This window comes from Streptomyces tardus, from assembly GCF_018101125.2.
In the GTDB taxonomy this organism is placed as follows: domain Bacteria; phylum Actinomycetota; class Actinomycetes; order Streptomycetales; family Streptomycetaceae; genus Streptomyces; species Streptomyces tardus.
This window is the reverse complement of record NZ_JAELVF020000001.1, coordinates 1,562,957-1,578,346: the sequence shown is the minus strand read 5'-3', so window position 1 is coordinate 1,578,346 and position 15,390 is coordinate 1,562,957. Positions and strand designations below refer to the sequence as shown.

The window sequence follows — 15,390 nt, the reverse complement described above, 5'->3', positions numbered from 1 at the left end:
GTGAAACACGTGGCGTCCGGGGCCCGAGTTGTGCCTGGGGCAACTGCCAAAAGGGTTTGCTCAGAACTCTAGTGGCATGTGCACCTATGCGGAGCAAAACGCGAGAAATCCTCCAAGCGGGCACCCGCGATCCGTAGCTTCGTCCTCACCGACACTCGAACGAGTGGCGGCGGGAGGGGAGTTGACGTGCCCGGGATCGACGCGTGCTTACTGGAGGCCATGAAACTGCCGGGTGCGCGCGGCGCCGCCGTCGTCGACTGGACCAGTGGGCTTGCCCTCGGCACGGTGGGGGAGTCGCCGGTCGGCGATCACGAGGCGTCCGCGGCCGAGACCGCCGAGCTCGCCAGGATGGCGGCTGAGCAACCCTCCTTCGCCGTACGGGAGTTCACCGGACGTACGCACAGTCCGCCGCCCGCGGCCGGGGTTTCCGGACCCGGCCGGGACGCTCCGGGGGGCGGGCCGCCCCCCGGTCCCGTCGGCGGGCCCGGGCGGCACGGGCTTGCGTCGGAAGGGCCCCCGTCGGGGGGTCTCCCGTCGGAGCGGGGCCGCGACCGGCACCCGAACCGGGTGCCGTCACAGGGCCCGCATCCCCCGGCCGAGGACCGCCCGGCCAACCCCGCCGACCCCGCCAACCCCGGCAGTTCGGGCAACCCCGGCGCCCGGCCGGCGGGCGCGAACGCGCACCCCGTGCCCGCCGGTGCACACGGGTCCTACGACGTGCCGCCCCTCGCCTGCGAGGACGTCATCGTCAGCGCCAGCGACAGTTACCACCTGCTCCACTTCGTTCGCACCGACATCGACAGCAGCGTCTTCCTCTATCTGTGGCTCCGCCGCGACGACGGCAACCTGGCGCTCGCCAGGCTCCGACTGCGGGACCTCGCCGACCGGTTGGTGTGGGAGTGAGACCCGCCGACGTGCGCGAGGACGGGTTGGAGGTGCTCGCCCGGTTGGCGGCCGAAGGCGCTACCGGCGCGCTGTTCGGCGAGGCGGGCGCCGTGTACATACAGGCCGGTCAGGTGGTGCACGCCGAGAGCCCGGCCGCCCCCACCGTCGGTGAACTGCTGGTACGGGCGGGCCGGACCGCCGCCGAGGCCTGGCAGTCCGCGCTGCGGCAGAGCGAACGTCGCGGCCGGGTCGCCCATGCGCTGCTCGCCGACGGACGCGTCCCGCGCGGACAGTTGGAGATCTGCCATCTCGGCGCGCTCTACGACGCCGCCTGGTTCGCGCTCGGCGGAGACCTCGGCCCGCTGCGGTTCCGGCCGGGCGCGGACCACTGGTTGGGCGCGATACGTCCGGTCCCGGCAGCGGTGGTCGAACGCGAGGTGCGCCGCCGCTGCCGGCTGCTGAACGCGCCGCCGCAGCCGTGCGCCGCCGCCACCGTCCGTCCCAGCCGTACGGCTCTGGCTGCGCGTGCCGCAGGGCGGCCCTGGCGGTCTGCCGGGCTCCCCGCCGTGCCGCCCCGCAGGCTGCCGGTGCTGACGGCCGCCGACGGGACGCGTTCGGCCACCGACATCGCGCGGCTGCTCGGCCGGCCGACCTTCCATGTCCTGCTGGACGTACGGCGGTTGGCGAACGCGGGGTATCTGGAGCCGGCGCACGCGCAGTGGCCCGCTTCGGCCGACGGGGACGCCGCCCGTCGCCCCGTACTGCCCCGGAGAGTGAAGGAGCCCACCGCCTACGCGGCCGGATGGGCCCGGTATGCCCTCCCGGGTTCCGATTCCGTGCGCGACACCGGGCCCGATTCCGTGCGCGATGGTGGGCGCGACACCGGACGCGACGGTGGGCGCGAGGCCGCGCACCGGCCGGACCACCGGCGGGCCAACGGTCATCTGCGGGTGCCCGACGCGGCGCCGAGGCCCGGGCCGGCTGCGCGCGGCCGAACTCCCGACCACGCCGCCGCGGTCGGCCCTGACCTCGCTCCGGACTCCGTCCGCGGCGCGGAACCCGACATCGCCCTGCTCCGCCGAGTCCGCGACGCCCTGGAGGAGAAGCTGTGAACTCCCGACCACGCCGCAGCCCGCGCAACCGCAACCGCAACCGCAGCCGCAACCGCAGCCCGCGCAGCCACCCGTACGCCCGGCGGGACGCGCTGCCGTACGTGCCGCCGCTGCCCGGGGCGCACTCCAGGCGGGACGCGCTGCCGTACTCGCGGCTGTGCTCGCGCCCGCGAAGCCGTCCACCCGTGAGCCGCTCCGACCGCCCGTTTCTCGTGCTCCGCGCGACAGGCCTGCGTGCCATGGGGCTGCGCGTCGTGGGGCTGGGCGTTCCGGCTGCCGGGCGCGGGGCCCTGCCGCCCGGCAGCGGGTGTCCCCGTGCGGCTGCCGTGTGCCGGGAATGCTGCGCGTCGTGATGCGGCGCGCTCTCAGACAGCTCACCGGGAGGAGACAGCCGATGGCCCCGCAACCCGTGGCACTGGACGAACTGCTCGACGAACTACGGCAGTTGAGGGCGCGCGTTCCCCATCTGACGGGCTCGCTCGCCGCCAGCGCCGACGGTTTGGTGCTCGCCGAGGACGCGGGCGGGGTGGAGGCCGAGGGGACGGCCGCCCTCACGGCCGCCGCGCTCGGTGTCGCGCTGCGGCTGGCGGACGTCACCGGCAGCGGCGGGTTCCGCGAGCTGGTGCTGCGCGGCGAGACCGGCTACGTGGCGACGTACGCCGCGGGCCCCACCGCCGTGCTCACCGTGCTGGCCGAACCCCGGGCGAACGTCGGCCGGTTGCATCTGGAGGCACGCCGCGCCGGCGTCCGTATCGCCGAACTGGTCCACCACGGCGCCGTGCCCGCGACGGGCCGGCCCCTGCCGGAGCCCGGGCGCACCGCCGGTACGCGCTCCCCGCTGCCCCGCCGTCGCCCGGACTCCGCCCAGGGGCCGGACGCGGCCGGCGGTTCCGTCCCGGTCGGCGGCCCCGACCCTTCCACCGCCGCCCCCGCTCCTCCGCCCCCGCCCGGTTCGGCGACCGCACCGCAGGCGCGTCCGTCGGCCCGTACGGGGGTCCGGCGGGGTGGCGGGGCGGCCGAGACCACCGCCGGCAGTCCTGTCGACGGTCCGCGCGAATCGTGAACACACCAACGCTGAAAGGAAGTTGACGATCATGGCCAATACCGAAGCCTCCCTCAAGGAGGCCATGACGATCGACGGCGCGATCGGCGCCGCTCTCGTCGACTACTCGAGCGGTATGGCGCTCGGGACCATCGGCGGCACCAAGGACCTCGACCTCGACGTCGCTGCCGCCGGCAACACCGACGTCGTACGGGCAAAGGTCCGCACGATGGAGCACCTGGGCCTCCAGGAGGAGATCGAGGACGTCCTCATCACCCTCGGCAGCCAGTACCACCTGATCCGGCTGCTCACCTCGGCCTCCGACAACGGCCTGTTCCTCTACCTCGCGCTCGACCGCGGTCGGGCGAACCTGGCGATGGCCCGGCACCAACTGAAGAGGATCGAGAACCAGTTGGAGGTCTGACCCGGCGCGCGAGCGCTCCTGTTGTCCACAGGGTGTGGACAACAGGAGCGGCGGCCTCCGGTAGCGTCGGCGGTCTTCCATCCGTACGCCGCAGCCGAGGACGATCATGCCCGCAGCCGAACCCGCACCCTCCGCACCGCGCCGCCCCTTCGCGGAGCTGGTGTGCCCGCAGTGCGCGGACGAACTCACGCCGCGCGGCGACTCCCTGGTCTGCCCTCGCGGCCACAGCTACGACCTGGCCCGTCAGGGGTACGTCGGGCTGCTCTCCGGCGGTCGCCGTGTGCCCAGTTCGGACACGGCCGAGATGGTGCAGGCCCGCGCCGACACACTGTCCGGCGGCCTCTACTCCCACCTCACCGACGCGCTCGCCCGGCTCGCAGCCGCCCACTGCCCGTCCGACTCCCGGGTGCTGGACGCCGGTACCGGTACCGGCCACTACCTCGCCGCCGTGCTCGACGCCCTCCCCGGCGCCGTCGGCCTCGGGCTCGACGCCTCCAAGTACGCCGTCCGCAGGGCTGCCCGCGCACATCCGCGGGCAGGCGCCGCGACCTGGGACCTGTGGCAGCCGCTGCCGGTCCGTACGGGCTCGACGGATCTGGTGCTGAACGTGTTCGCGCCGCGCAACGCGGCCGAGTACCACCGGGTGATCACCCCGTCCGGGGTGCTGCTCGTCGTCACCCCGGCCGACGGTCACCTGGCCGAACTCCGCGAGCCCCTGGGGCTGTTGGCGGTGGCCGAGGCCAAGAAGGACCGGCTGGAACGGAGCCTGGGCGACCACTTCGAGTCGGCGGGCGCCGAGGTCGTCGGCGGACGGCTGCCGCTCACCCGTGAGCAGGCGGTCGGGCTCGTCCTGATGGGCCCCACCGGCCACCACGTCTCCGCCGCCGAGCTGCACGGGCGCGCCGCACGGGAGCTGCCGGACGGCTGCACCGCCACGACCGCCTTCCGGCTCTCCGTCCACCGCCCCCGCGCGGGGGCGTAGGGCCTGTCGTCCGGTTCTTCGCAGGGCTCGCGACGCCCGGCACACGCAGCTGAACCCGCCGCGTCGCCGTCGGTCGCCGCGTCTCCGAAGGCCTCCCTCAGCCGCCTCGCAACCGCACGCACCGGAGGCCGCTCCCAGGCCCGACAGGTCCGGAACGACAGGCCCCGACGCCTCGGACACGGCCCCCGGGGCGGTCGTGGCCGGTCGGCGGCACTGAGGGACGCCCGGGGGAGCGCGTTCGGGAAACCTGCACGAAAATGGCCGAGAAACCACCGAACCCATCCACAAGCTCGACGATCACTGTGGTGTGACCTCCCTTACGTTCCCGTATGTCTCGCCGATATGAGGGAAGAGGAGTTCGCGGAGCGGGCTCGAATGTCACCCGGTGACAACCGGAGGAGGACATTCATCCGCTCGCTAAGCTGAGCCGACCGAGGGCCCCGGCCATGGGCCCGGTGAGACAGAGATACGAGGAGCGCACGTGAGCCTAGTCGTGCAGAAGTACGGCGGCTCCTCCGTTGCGGATGCCGAGGGCATCAAGCGCGTTGCCAAGCGGGTAGTCGAGGCCAAGAAGAAGGGCCACCAAGTGGTGGCCGTGGTCTCGGCGATGGGTGACACGACGGATGAGCTGATCGATCTCGCAAGAGAGGTGTCCCCGATTTCCTCGGGGCGCGAGTTCGACATGCTGCTGACCGCCGGAGAGCGGATCTCCATGTCGCTGCTGGCGATGGCGATCAAATCGCTCGGCCACGAGGCGCAGTCCTTCACGGGCAGCCAGGCCGGCCTCATCACCGACGCCGTGCACAACAAGGCTCGGATCATCGATGTCACGCCGGGCCGGATCAAGGACTCCGTGGACGAGGGCAACATCGCCATCGTCGCCGGCTTCCAGGGCGTCTCGCAGGACAGCAAGGACATCACCACACTCGGACGCGGCGGTTCCGACACCACCGCGGTCGCGCTGGCCGCCGCGCTGGACGCCGAGTGCTGCGAGATCTACACCGACGTCGACGGCGTCTTCACCGCGGACCCCCGCGTCGTGAAGAAGGCCAGGAAGATCGACTGGATCTCCTTCGGTGACATGCTGGAGCTGGCAAGCTCCGGCTCCAAGGTGCTGCTGCACCGGTGCGTGGAGTACGCACGCCGCTACAACATCCCGATCCACGTCCGGTCGTCGTTCTCGCCGCTGCCGGGCACCTGGGTCAGCAACGAACCGCGAGGGGACCAACCGATGGAGCAGGCGCTGATCTCCGGGGTGGCACACGACACCTCCGAGGCCAAGATCACGATCGTCGGAGTTCCGGACAAGCCCGGTGAGGCCGCGGCGATCTTCCGTGCCATCGCGGACGCCGAGCTGAACATCGACATGGTGGTGCAGAACGTCTCCGCCGCGACCACCGGTCTGACCGACATCTCCTTCACGCTGCCCAAGACCGACGGGCGCAGGGCCATCGACGCCCTGAAGAAGCAGAAGGAGGGCATCGGCTACGACTCGCTGCGCTACGACGACCAGGTCGCCAAGATCTCGCTCGTCGGCGCGGGCATGAAGACCAACCCCGGCGTCACCGCGACCTTCTTCGAGGCGCTCGCCAACGCCGGCGTGAACATCGAGCTGATCTCGACCTCCGAGATCCGCATTTCGGTCGTCACGCGTCAGGACGAGGTGAACGAGGCGGTGCGCGTCGTGCACACCGCCTTCGGCCTCGACAGCGACAGCGACGAGGCGGTCGTCTACGGCGGCACCGGCCGCTGAAACACCCGGCCCAGCACCGCCCGCCGCCGCTCGCGGCGAGCCGGCGACCGCACCCGTACGGCGTCAACGCCCGTGCGCGGCGGCGGTATGGAGCCCGCCGGTCGAACCCCGCTCCCGGGGTACGACCGGCGGGCTCCGTCGTTCCCGCCCGGGCCCGCCCCGCGCGACCCTGCCGGCGCGACCCGCTCCACCTCGACCCGTCCGATCGCCCCGGCACCGCCCGCCGCCCCGCAGTCGTGCGGTCCGCGGCCGTCGGGCGTACGACTTGTGGACCCGACTGCGGATTCGACCGCAGAAAGCATCCCCTGTCGGGTTCGGTGGACCCTGAGCGCTATTTCGCATTCGGTGGAGGCCTTGTGATCAAGTTGTGCTGAGACCGCCTTGATCTGGACCAGCCCTCTGCGTGACGATTTCCCCCACCGTCTTCTGCAACCAGTGGTTCCACCGAAGCGTCTTAGCCCCACACTGTCGTAGTCGAGACGCTGGGCCGACTGTGCCGTCCGGTCGCCGATCGACCGGCTGAAACTACTGAAAAAGTGGGGCAATTGAGGAAGAGGCGGTTTCGATGGCTGCGAATACCACGATGCCCGGCGCGAGAGCGATCGTGCCGGCCGCACCGGGCATGTCGCATCCGTCACACGCTTCGAGCGGGTCCGCGTACAACCATGACGGGGGGCAGCGTGTCCAACTGGTGTGGCAGAGGCACTGGAACTGGCAGCGGCAGGCCCCATACGGGCGGCTCGAGCGGTCATGGCGAACGGGATGCCCGTAATCGCGCCGTGGCCCGCCCAGTCGTCGACGGCGTCAGCGCCACGCGAGGGCGCTGACGACGCGATGGCTGCGGGTACCACGGTCGACCACCTCACCGAGACGTACAGCGCGCACTACCGCTCGCTGCTCGGACTGGCGGCACTTCTGCTGGACGACACGGCCTCCTGTGAGGACGTCGTCCAGGAGGCGTTCATCCGGGTCCACTCCGCGCGCAGTCGCGTGAAGGACCCCGAGAAGACGCTCGCCTACCTGCGCCAGACCGTGGTCAACCTCTCCCGTTCGACGCTGCGCCGCCGCATCCTCGGCCTGAAGCTGCTCTCCAAGCCGATGCCGGACATGGCCAGCGCCGAGGAGGGCGCCTATGAGCAGCTGGAGCGCGACGAGTTGAAGCGCGCCCTGCGCGGACTCCAGCGGCGCCAGCGCGAGGTGCTGGTCCTGCGGTACTTCGCCGACATGACGGAGGAGCAGGTCGCCCAGACCCTGGGGATCTCGCGCGGATCGGTCAAGGCGTACGGCTCGCGCGGAATAGCGGCGCTACGCGTAGCGATGGAGACACCGGTATGAGCGAGGACAGGCACGAGCGTCCCGCCGGCGGTCGCCCCGAGGAGCCCGACGAACGGACGCCCGGCACCAGTTGGGCGGTCGGCGGCGCGGACTCCGGACGAAACGGAAGCGGCCCATCCGGTTCCGGCGGGGCCGACGCGCACCGCCGGGACCCCGAAGGCCCACCGGCCGAGAGCGACCCCGGCGATGCACCGGCCGAGGGCGAGGCGCTGCGCCGGATGCTGCACGGCGCGGCCGAGGGGCTGGAGCCCCGCCCCGGCGCGCTGGAGGAGATTCGGCACGCCATTCCCGTACGCCGTGCCCGTCGCCGCAACGCGATGGTGGGTGCGGGCGCTGCCGCCCTGGTCGTCGGGGTGACGCTGCCGCTGATGCAGGCCGGCGTCGTTCCGGGGCCGCTGAACGGCGACAGCCAGAGCAACGCCGCGCACAGCGGGCCGGGCGAGAAGTCCGACCCGTACGAGGACGGCGCCTCGGTCGGTGGCGGCCTCGGCGGCGCCGACCAGGAGAGCGAGAACGGTTCGGGAGCGAGCGGGGGCAGCACGGGCAGACCGTCCGGCGACCCCTCGACCGAGGACTCGGCCTCGCCCAGCGGCGACGGCGGCCCCACCGCGGGTGCGCCCGGCTGCGGCCCCGACCAGCTCGGCAACGGCGACGTCACCGTGGGAGAGCCCGACAGCAGGGGCCGTGTCTACGGCTCCTTCGAGCTGACCAACATCTCCGACCAGACCTGCCGGGTGAAGGGCAGGGACGGGCTGAAGGCCAGCGGCGTCGGCTCGGTGCCCAGCCCCGACCTCCAGGTCCTCGACCACACTCCGGGCGGCCGGGCGACCGAACTGCCCGACCCCTCCGACCAGAACGGGCCGGTCGTCCTGCGACCGGGCGAGGCGTACCAGGTGAAGTTCGCCTGGATTCCGTCTCCCGCACGCGGCCAGACCTGCACCCCAAGGGACGAGGAGCCCGACCCGAGCGATCCGCCCCCCGGCGGTCCGGGCGGCGGCGGCACCGGGGAACCCGGCTCCGGCGACGGCGGCGACGGCGACGGCGGCGACGACGGCGGCGACGGCGGCGACAACGTGGTCGGCGGCGGCGGCGACGGCGGCGACGGAACCACCGGCGGCGTCGAACCGCAGTCCGGCGGCAGTGACGGCGGAGACGCCGACAACTCGGCCGTCCTGCTCAACTACACGCCCGCCGCCGGCGAACCGAGCCTGCCCACCGTGCACTTCGACATCGCCTGCACCGGCAAGGTCTACCGCACGGGCCCGCTCCAGACCTCCTGATCCCGCGCCGCGCGCCCGCCCCGCGCCCCCGCGGCAACCGTCGTGGCCACGGCTCCGTCCTGCCCGTGACGAGTGCCGGCCGGCACTCGCGGCACGACTTCGGCGGCTACGGGCACGCCCCGCGGCTGCGGTCGCTGCGGTCGCCATGAGGTACGGGCCGGGTGCGGGCGCGCAGCCCCGCGGTGACCGCGCACTCGTACCGCACGGCCGCGAAACCGGCCGTGCGGTACGAGTGCGCGGCGCTTCGGGGCCGGTCGGCGGGGGCGTCCAGCACGGGGCCGGGTCCGGGGCGCCGGGCGGGCACCCGTACCGTTTGCGGTGTGTACCGGTTTCTGCTGACTCCCCGCTGGTGGGCGATCAACCTCTTCCTCGTCACCGCGGTTCCGTTCTGCCTGTTCATGGGCAGCTGGCAGCTCTCCCGCTTCGAGGACAGGGCCGCGAGCCACCGGGAACGGGAGAGCCGGACCGAGCAGATCGCCCAGCAGCGTGCGAAGCCGCTCGCCCAGCTGATGCCGGTCGACAAGCAGACCTCGGGCAAGGTCGCCGAGGCACGCGGCACCTACGACACCGAGCACCAGTTCCTGTCCCCGGGCCGGACGCTGGAGGGCGAGCGGGGCAGCTACGTCGTCACTCTGCTGCGCACCGACGACGGCGGCCCGATCGAGGGCGCCGACGGTGACGGCGAACGCGTGCTGCCGGTCGTGCGCGGCTGGTTGGCAGGAGAGCCGGCGCCGGAGAACGTACCGGCGCCGCCGCGCGGCGAGGTCACGGTCAGCGGTGCGCTCCAGTCCTCCGAGACCACCGGCGGCGAGACCGGGCTGCCCGCCGGGCAGTTGGACCGGATCAGCGCGGCCTCGCTGGTCAACCTGGTGCCCTACGACGTGTACAACGCCTGGATCACCGTCGTCGACCCCGAGCAGCTGCCGCAGCCGCTGAAGGCGGTGCCGCCGGTGGCCCCGAAGGACACCGGACTCGATCTGAAGGCGTTCCAGAACCTCGGCTACACGGCCGAGTGGTTTGTCTTCGCCGCCTTCGTGGCGTTCATGTGGTTCCGCTTCTTCCGGCGCGACGTCGAGGTCGCCAGGGATGCCGCCATGGGGATCGTCACCCCGCCGCCGGGCACCGCGAAGCAGCCCGCACCGCCCGCGGAGGCCGAGACGAAGCCCGAGCCCGCAGCCAAGCCCAAGCCCGAGCCCGAGACCGAGACCGAGACCGACGACAACTCGGCCGACGCCGAGAGCGGCAGCCCGGCCGGCACAGCCAGAGGCTGACCCCCTGGCAGCACCGCCCCGAGCGGCACTCGTCCCGAGCGGCACTCGCGCCGGAGACCGCCGACCGGCCGGAGGCTTGCGACCGGCCGACGGGCGTCGGCGTCAGCGGGTCGAGCGCTCCGGAAGGTGCCGCAGCGCGAAGCTCAGCTCCATCCTGACCTGCTTGATCCGCTCCTCCACCACCAGCGAGCCGTGCCCGGCGTCGTAGCGGTACACCTCGTGCGGGTGGTCGCGCTCCTTGAGCCGGTCGACGTAGTTCTCCACCTGACGGATCGGGCAGCGCGGGTCGTTGAGACCCGCGGAGATGTACACCGGCGCCCGTACGGCGTCGACGTACGTGATCGGCGAGGACTCGCGGTAGCGCTCCGGCACCTCCTCGGGGCTGCCGCCCAGCAGCGTGCGGTCCATCGCCTTCAGGGCCTCCATCTCGTCGTGGTAGGCCGTCACGTAGTCCGCGACCGGCACCACGGCCAGCCCGACCGCCCAGTGCTCGGGCTGGGTGCCGAGCCCGAGCAGCGTCAGATAGCCGCCCCAGGAGGCGCCCGAGAGCACCAGTCGCTCCGGGTCGGCCAGACCGCTGTCCACCGCCCACCGCCGTACGGCGTCGACGTCCTCCAGCTCGATCAGCCCGACGCGCTGCTTGAGTGCGTCCGTCCACTCCCGGCCGTAGCCGGTCGAGCCGCGGTAGTTGACCCGTACGACCGCGAAGCCGTGGTCGACCCAGGCCGCCGGGTCGGAGGCGAAGGAGTCGCTGTCGTGGTGCGTCGGCCCGCCGTGCACCTCGAAGATCGTCGGGTGCGGGCCCTCGCCCTCCGGCCGCTGCACCAGTGCGTGGATGGTGCCGCCGGGGCCCTCCACCCACGCGTCCTCCACCGGCACCGAAGCCGGCGCCCGGGGGCCCGGCGGGTCGAGCACGACCCCGCCCTCGGTGGAGCGCACGACCGGCGGCTCCGCGGCCGAGGACCAGACGTACTCCACCGAACCGTCCGGCCGCGCACCGGCGCCCGAGACGGTGCCCTTCGGGGTGGGAACCGGCAGCAGCGAACCCGTGTCCGGCTCGAACCGCCACAGGTCGCTGCGCGCCTGGTGGCCGTGGGCGATCAGCAGGGCGCTGCCGTCGGGGTACCACTCGGCACTGACATCACCGGGCAGATCGATGTCGAGTTCGGTGACCTCGCCGGTGCGGGGGTCCCAGACAAGCGGCTCCCAGCGGTTGCGCCGCTGGTGGCCGACGAGCAGCCGGCTGTCGCCCGCCACGGGTACGAAGCCGAGGACCGCCAGGCCGAGTTCGCGAGTGCCGCCCTCGGTGTCGTCCAGCTCGGCGACGGTCTCGCCGTCCAGGGTGACCACCCGCAGAGCGGAGTGCATCGCGTCGCCGTGCTCGGTGTGCTCGATGACCAGCAGATCGCTGTCGTGGCTGAGATCGCCCACGCCCGCCGACTCCTGGTGCCGGTAGATCTCCCTCAACTCGCCGCCGGGGCGCAGCACATGGATCGTGCTGCCGTCGGTGTCGGTGGAGCGGCCCACGACCGTCGTACCGTCCCGGCCGATCGCCAGGCCCGAGGGGTAGGAGGGCTCCAGCCCCGCGACGGCGGGCTCGGAGGCGCTGTCCACGTCGGATCCGGAGACGAAGTCCGCGCCCGCGCCCTCCACTGCCGCGTCGAACGGCTGGCGGCGCCACACGCCGAACTCGTCCCCGTCGGTGTCGGCGAACCACCACAGCCACTCGCCGTCGGGGGAGAGGGTGCCGAAGGTGGTGCCGTTCGGACGCCGGGTCGCCTGGCTGCGGCGGTCGCTGTCGCGGTCCCAGGTGTAGAGCTCGAAGGTCCCGGTCGCGTTCGAGACGAACAGCGACCGGGACGGCGCGTCCTCGGCCCACTCGGGCAACGAGACGCGGGGGGCGCGGAAGCGCTGCTCCCAGGGCGGAATGGACGAAGTGTCATCGGTCATGCGTCCATTGTGCGGGCCCGGTGAAGACCGCCCGAACCCGCGCCGAGCCCCGCCCGCCGCCGGCTCGACCCGAAGGCTCGACCGGCCGGCTCGCCCCGGGCCGCCCGGCCCGGGGCCGGTACCGGCGAGGCGCCCCCGCCGCGGTGCGGCCGAGGCGTCCTACCGCCGGCGTTCCGCGCTGCCGGGGCGCGCCGCCGGGGCGCGGTGCCGGGTCAGTCGGCCAGCTCGACCTGGAGCTCGACCTCGACCGGGGCGTCGATCGGCAGCACCGCGACACCCACCGCGCTGCGCGCGTGGACGCCCTTCTCGCCGAGGACCTCGCCGAGCAGCTCGCTCGCGCCGTTGAGCACACCGGGCTGGCCGGTGAAGTGCGGTGCCGAGGCGACGAAGCCGACCACCTTGACCACCCTGGCGATCCGGTCCAGGTCCCCGATCGCGGACTTCACCGCGGCGAGGCCGTTCAGCGCGCAGATCGCGGCCAGCTCCTTGGCCCGCTCCGGCGAGACCTCGCTGCCGACCTTGCCCGTCTCCGCCAGCTTGCCGTCCACCAGCGGCAGTTGGCCCGCGGTGTGGACGTACGTCGGAGAGGTGCCGGTCGTCACCGCGGGCACGTAGGACGCCAGCGGTGCGGCGACCTCGGGAAGAGTCAGGCCCAGCTCGGCCAGTCGTGCCTCGACGGCACTCACTGCTTGGCCCGCTTGAGGTAGGCCACCAGCTGCTCCGGGTTCGGCCCGGGCACGACCTGAACCAGCTCCCAGCCGTCCTCGCCCCAGGTGTCCAGAATCTGCTTCGTGGCGTGTACGAGCAGCGGCACGGTTACGTACTCCCATTTTGTCATGGTCAGAGGGTAGACCGTGCCGGACCGTGGTTAGGCTCGCAGGGTGAGCAGGCTCCATGTGGTCACCGGCAAGGGCGGCACCGGCAAGACGACGGTCGCCGCGGCATTCGCGCTCGCTCTCGCGGAGGAGGGCCGGCGCACGCTCCTCGTCGAGGTCGAGGGGCGCCAGGGCATTGCACAGCTCTTCGAGACCGAGCAACTGCCCTACGAGGAGCGGCGGATTGCCGTGGGCCCGGGCGGCGGCGAGGTGTACGCGCTGGCGATGGACCCGGAGCAGGCGCTCTACGACTACCTCCAGATGTTCTACAAGCTCGGCAGCGCGGGCCGGGTGCTGCGCCGCGTCGGAGCCGTCGACTTCGCCACCACCATCGCCCCCGGCCTGCGGGACGTACTGCTGACCGGGAAGGCGTGCGAGGCCGTACGACGCCGTACCCGATCCGGTGAGTTCCGCTACGACGCGGTGATCATGGACGCCCCGCCCACCGGCCGCATCACCCGCTTCCTCGGGGTGAACGACGAGGTGGCGGGACTGGCGCGGGTCGGCCCGGTCCACAACCAGGCACAGGCCGTGATGCGGGTGATCAAATCCCCGGAGACCGCGGTGCACCTGGTGACGCTGCTGGAGGAGATGCCGGTGCAGGAGACCGCGGACGGCATCGGGGAACTGCGCCGCGCAGGCCTGCCGGTCGGCTCCGTGCTGGTCAACATGGTCAGTACGGCGCGTTCCGGCCTGCTGCCCCCGGACTTCGACCCGGCCCGGTACACGGCCGGTGCGGGGCGCACGGCGCTGGCGAAGGCGTTCGCGACCGCAGGGCTGGGCGGCGCCCGGCGGGGCGGCAAGGCCGACCGGCTGGTCGAACCGCTGCTGCGCGAGGCGCTGGAGCACACCGCCAGGGTGGCGACCGAGGCGGAACGCCGTGCCGAGGTGGCGGACTTCGGGCTGGACACCAAGGAGTTCGAGATGCTGACCGAAGGAGTGGACCTGGCGGGGCTCTACACGCTCGCCGAGCGGCTGCGGGAGCAGGGGGTGCCGCGATGACCCTCAAGCAGCCGCCGGTGCTGGAGATGGACCCGCTGATCGACGACCCCGAAACCCGGATCGTCGTCTGCTGCGGCTCGGGCGGGGTCGGCAAGACCACCTCCGCCGCAGCGCTCGGGGTGCGAGCGGCCGAACGCGGCCGGAAAGTCGTCGTCCTCACCATCGACCCCGCGCGCCGGCTGGCCCAGTCGATGGGCCTGACCGAACTGGACAACACACCGCGCAGGGTCGCCGGCATCGACGAGTCCCTCGGCGGCGAACTTCACGCCATGATGCTCGACATGAAGCGCACCTTCGACGAGATCGTCGAGGCGCACGCGGATCCCGAGCGGGCCCGCGCCATTCTGGACAACCCCTTCTACCAGTCGCTCTCCGCCGGCTTCGCCGGCACCCAGGAGTACATGGCGATGGAGAAGCTCGGGCAACTGCGCGGCCAGGAGGTGTGGGACCTGATCGTGGTCGACACCCCGCCCAGCCGCTCCGCGCTGGACTTCCTGGACGCGCCGAACCGGCTGGGCTCGTTCCTCGACGGCAGGCTGATCCGGGTGCTGTCGGCTCCGGCAAGGGCGGGCGGGCGCGCGGGCATGCGCTTCGTCAACCTCGGGATGAGCGGGCTCTCCGCGGTGACGGGCGTGCTCGGAAAGGTGCTGGGCACCGGCCTGTTGAAGGACGTGCAGACCTTCGCCGGTGCGATGGACTCGATGTTCGGCGGCTTCCGGCAGCGTGCCGAGGCCACCTACCGTCTGCTCCAGGCGCCGGGCACGGCGTTCGTCGTGGTGGCCGCACCGGAGCGGGACGCGCTGCGCGAGGCGGCGTACTTCGTGGAGCGGCTCGCGGCGGACCGGATGCCGCTCGCGGGGCTCGTGCTGAACCGGGTGCACGGCAGCGGCGCGGACGGCCTGGGTGCCGAACGGGCCCTGGCCGCAGCGGAGTTGCTCCAGGAGCCCGCGGACACGTCCCGCGCGCCCGCGGACTCCGGTGCGTCCGGCACGGAGCCCGACCCGCCACGCACCGGCGGGCCGGCGGGCAAGGACGGTCCGACGCGTACGGCCGACACGACGCGTACGGCGGATCAGGAACGTACGGCGGATCAGGAACGTACGGCCGACACGACGCGTACGGATCCGGCGGTGGTGGAGGCGGACGCGGCGGGGCTGTTGCGGCTGCACGCCGAGCGGATGCGGGTGATCGCACGGGAGCGGCGCGCCAGGGACCGCTTCACCGCGCTGCATCCGCAGGTGCCGGTGGCAGAGGTGCCTGCACTGCCCGGCGATGTGCACGACCTGACGGGCCTGCGCGAGGTGGGCGAATGCCTGGCGGACCAGTCACCTGCCGACCCGCCGCCCTCCGACCGGTCGTCGTCGGCAGCGCCGACTCGGCCGCCCACGCGGTAGCCGGCCAGGGGCGTAGGCCCGGCGGCCGTTCGCCCGGCGCCCGGCGGGCAGAGGCGCTCGCCGGGCGCCGGGCGCACTCCGTACG

At 72.9% G+C, this 15,390-nt stretch carries 13 protein-coding genes and 2 pseudogenes; 12 read left to right on the top strand and 3 right to left on the bottom strand.

Translation table 11 applies throughout. The features are described from left to right. Positions 1-186: 186 nt before the first annotated feature. The 10 genes and pseudogenes from JGS22_RS27035 to JGS22_RS06765 form a co-directional block, all read left to right on the top strand. Positions 187-375: pseudogene (locus JGS22_RS27035) on the top strand (hypothetical protein); the annotation flags it as partial. Between the two features lie 345 nt (positions 376-720). Next, positions 721-903: pseudogene (locus tag JGS22_RS27545) on the top strand (hypothetical protein); the annotation flags it as partial. Next, positions 900-1,997 (top strand): hypothetical protein, encoded by a 1,098-nt coding sequence (locus tag JGS22_RS06800; RefSeq protein WP_211041541.1) that lies wholly within the window; start codon positions 900-902, stop codon positions 1,995-1,997. The pseudogene JGS22_RS27545 and the gene JGS22_RS06800, both read left to right, overlap by 4 nt. A 394-nt stretch (positions 1,998-2,391) precedes the next feature. Then, positions 2,392-3,060: a roadblock/LC7 domain-containing protein gene (locus JGS22_RS06795; RefSeq protein ID WP_236073055.1), complete on the top strand. Its 669-nt coding sequence runs from the start codon at positions 2,392-2,394 to the stop codon at positions 3,058-3,060. A gap of 31 nt (positions 3,061-3,091) precedes the next feature. Then, positions 3,092-3,463, top strand: coding sequence for a hypothetical protein (locus tag JGS22_RS06790; RefSeq protein ID WP_211041539.1), 372 nt, complete (start codon positions 3,092-3,094; stop codon positions 3,461-3,463). Between the two features lie 106 nt (positions 3,464-3,569). Then, the gene (locus JGS22_RS06785; RefSeq protein ID WP_211041538.1) at positions 3,570-4,445 is read left to right on the top strand and encodes a putative RNA methyltransferase; all 876 of its coding nucleotides are present in this window, start codon (positions 3,570-3,572) and stop codon (positions 4,443-4,445) included. A gap of 481 nt (positions 4,446-4,926) precedes the next feature. Beyond that, a complete protein-coding gene (locus JGS22_RS06780; RefSeq protein WP_211041537.1) occupies positions 4,927-6,198 on the top strand; it encodes an aspartate kinase in 1,272 nt (423 codons plus the stop codon). Positions 6,199-6,960: 762 nt separating this feature from the next. Then, positions 6,961-7,533: a SigE family RNA polymerase sigma factor gene (locus JGS22_RS06775; protein ID WP_211041536.1), complete on the top strand. Its 573-nt coding sequence runs from the start codon at positions 6,961-6,963 to the stop codon at positions 7,531-7,533. Beyond that, complete coding sequence (locus JGS22_RS06770) at positions 7,530-8,813, top strand: DUF4232 domain-containing protein (RefSeq protein WP_211041535.1); 1,284 nt, start codon at positions 7,530-7,532, stop codon at positions 8,811-8,813. Before JGS22_RS06775 ends, JGS22_RS06770 begins: the two co-directional genes overlap by 4 nt. Before the next feature lie 320 nt (positions 8,814-9,133). After that, positions 9,134-10,084, top strand: coding sequence for an SURF1 family protein (locus JGS22_RS06765; RefSeq protein WP_211041534.1), 951 nt, complete (start codon positions 9,134-9,136; stop codon positions 10,082-10,084). 102 nt (positions 10,085-10,186) lie between these two features. Here the strand turns inward: JGS22_RS06765 and JGS22_RS06760 are convergent, their stop codons facing one another. From JGS22_RS06760 to sp36, 3 genes are all read right to left on the bottom strand, one after another. Then, complete coding sequence (locus tag JGS22_RS06760; RefSeq protein WP_211041533.1) at positions 10,187-12,034, bottom strand: S9 family peptidase; 1,848 nt, start codon at positions 12,032-12,034, stop codon at positions 10,187-10,189. Positions 12,035-12,246: 212 nt separating this feature from the next. Further along, a complete protein-coding gene (locus JGS22_RS06755; protein ID WP_211041532.1) occupies positions 12,247-12,720 on the bottom strand; it encodes a RidA family protein in 474 nt (157 codons plus the stop codon). After that, a complete protein-coding gene (gene sp36 / locus JGS22_RS06750) occupies positions 12,717-12,872 on the bottom strand; it encodes a Sp36 family protein (RefSeq protein ID WP_211041531.1) in 156 nt (51 codons plus the stop codon). Before sp36 ends, JGS22_RS06755 begins: the two co-directional genes overlap by 4 nt. A 43-nt stretch (positions 12,873-12,915) precedes the next feature. Between sp36 and bagA the strand changes: the two genes are divergently transcribed. Beyond that, a complete protein-coding gene (gene bagA / locus JGS22_RS06745) occupies positions 12,916-13,911 on the top strand; it encodes an ATPase BagA (protein ID WP_211041530.1) in 996 nt (331 codons plus the stop codon). Next, positions 13,908-15,305: an ATPase BagB gene (gene bagB / locus JGS22_RS06740; RefSeq protein WP_211041529.1), complete on the top strand. Its 1,398-nt coding sequence runs from the start codon at positions 13,908-13,910 to the stop codon at positions 15,303-15,305. Before bagA ends, bagB begins: the two co-directional genes overlap by 4 nt. The last annotated feature ends 85 nt before the right edge of the window (positions 15,306-15,390 follow it).